This is a genomic window from Stenotrophomonas sp. P5_B8, assembly GCF_054049855.1.
In genome coordinates this window covers 1-1,909 of record NZ_JBFULO010000580.1, presented here as the reverse complement: position 1 = coordinate 1,909, position 1,909 = coordinate 1, and the positions used below count along the sequence as shown (strand labels likewise).

Sequence of the window (1,909 nt, the reverse complement as noted above, 5' to 3'; positions counted from 1 at the left end):
GGCCGAGGCCAGCTCGGCCTGGGAGGCGTTCAACGAGGCCTGCAGTGGCGCCGGGTCGATCAGGAACAGGACCTGGCCCTGCTTGACGTCGGCACCTTCCTGATAGACGCGCTTGAGCAGCACGCCCGGCACGCGGGCGCGCACGTCGGCGCTGCGGAACGGCGACAGACGGCCGACCAGCTCACGCTGCAGCGGCAGGGTCTGCGGCTTGGCTTCGATAACGCCCACTTCCGGCGGCGGGGGCGTCTGCTGCTCTGGCTTCTTGCAGGCGGTCAGTGCAACAGCAACTGCGCACGTCAGGGCAAGGGTGCGGAGTGGGGCGATCATCAGGAAAAACTCCGGTGTTGGTTTGAATGCGGAGCCGCGGCGGATTCCGGCGTGGCGAACGCGCGCAGGAAGCTGTCAACGGAGAATTCTGCCCAGCGGTGGCGCATGGCGGCGTCCTCCCGGTGGGGGGTATGGAAGCGCTGTTTCTCGAAATCCAAGCCGGCGATCATGCTCAATAGCAGTTCGGCCATGAAGTGCGGGTCGTCATGCCCGAGCTGGCCCAGGGCCATGCGGCTCTCAAGCCATTCAGCGACGTGAAGGATCAACGCCCCGGCGCCGTCGCGGTAAAGGGCGCGGGCTTCCTGGGGGAACTGGCCGGAGTCGGCTGCGATCAGGCGCCGGGCCTGGGCCACGTGGGGCTGGTTGCAGTGTTCGAGGTAGTCGGTGGCGAACTGCAGCAGGCTGCCGCGCAGGTCGCCCTCGTCCAGGCTGTGCAGCCCGGCGGTGGCCCGGCTGACGTGCCGCTGCATCACCCGGCGCAACAGTTCCTGCTTGCTGCCATAGCGGCTGTAGAGCGTCTGCTTGGAACACCCGGCCTGCTGCGCCACCGCCTCCATGCTGATCTGCATGCCCTGGGTGGCGAACAGGTCACGCACAGCATCGAACACGCGCTGGTCGCGCGCATCCAGGCAACTGGCGGCGGGGTGGGGGGGATTCACGCGGTGGACTATACCGTCCAGTTCAGAATTGGAGAAGTCTTGTGTTTTGACCGCTTTTGATACCCATCGTCAAGTTGCCACAGATTCGGCCGATGCTGCGTTGCGTAGAACTCTCAGGCTGCTATCCGTACTCGTACGAATTGACGAGCATGCCGATGCGCGTGACGTAAACGCCACCCAACCCGAATTGCCTTATTCCGTCCTGCAGCAAGGTATTTTTGTGCGGTAGGCCTACAATTTCATTTTCCCAACTGAGCAACACGCACCGCTCTGCCATGAAACCGCAAAAACCAGCAGCCAAGACCGTGAAAAACAAATCCAAACCAGCCGATACGCAGACTGTTTCGCCAGTGGGCTTCTCGCTGGAGCCGGTGTACACGGCCTTGCGCAAGCGCTACCCGTCCGCCGGGCAGGCCGAGGCAGTGGCGTTCGCCGCCGACTTCTACAAGCGCATGGAGGCGGACGAGTTCCCGCACCACACCGCCGAAGAGTGGGCTGCGCTTGCCGCCGACACGCTGGAGTTCGCGCGTGCCCGCAAGCCTGGCAAGGCCAACGTGCGCGTGTTCAACCCGAGCCTGAAGGGCAATGGGTGGGAATCGCCGCATACCGTGCTGCAGATCGTCAATGACGACATGCCGTTCCTGGTCGACACGGTCACCATGTCGCTGGCCGAGCATGGCATCGGCGTGCATGTCCTGGGCCACCCGGTGATCCGCTTCGGCCGTGACAAGGCCGGCAAGCTGGCCGGCGTGGGCGAGGGCAACCCCGAATCGGTGATGTTGCTGGAGATCGACCGCCAGCCGGCCGACGCCATGGCCGACGTCGAGCAGGCGATCACCAAGGCGCTCGATGAGGTGCGTGCCATCGTCGGCGATTGGGATGCCATGCGCAGCAAGGCCAAGAGCCTGGCCGACGACCTGGGC

Annotated in this window: 1 protein-coding gene and 2 pseudogenes; 1 reads left to right on the top strand and 2 read right to left on the bottom strand. The window is 64.7% G+C overall.

Going from position 1 to position 1,909, the window contains the following annotated elements; all coding sequences use genetic code 11:
- Together ACXJKH_RS19555 and ACXJKH_RS19550 are read right to left on the bottom strand one after the other, a co-directional pair.
- A pseudogene (locus ACXJKH_RS19555) lies at positions 1-327 on the bottom strand (efflux RND transporter periplasmic adaptor subunit); the annotation flags it as partial.
- Complete coding sequence (locus ACXJKH_RS19550) at positions 327-986, bottom strand: TetR/AcrR family transcriptional regulator (protein WP_457321860.1); 660 nt, start codon at positions 984-986, stop codon at positions 327-329. The gene ACXJKH_RS19550 and the pseudogene ACXJKH_RS19555, both read right to left, overlap by 1 nt.
- Before the next feature lie 275 nt (positions 987-1,261).
- On the opposite strand from ACXJKH_RS19550, the pseudogene ACXJKH_RS19545 reads away from it, so the two are divergent.
- A pseudogene (locus ACXJKH_RS19545) lies at positions 1,262-1,909 on the top strand (NAD-glutamate dehydrogenase); the annotation flags it as partial.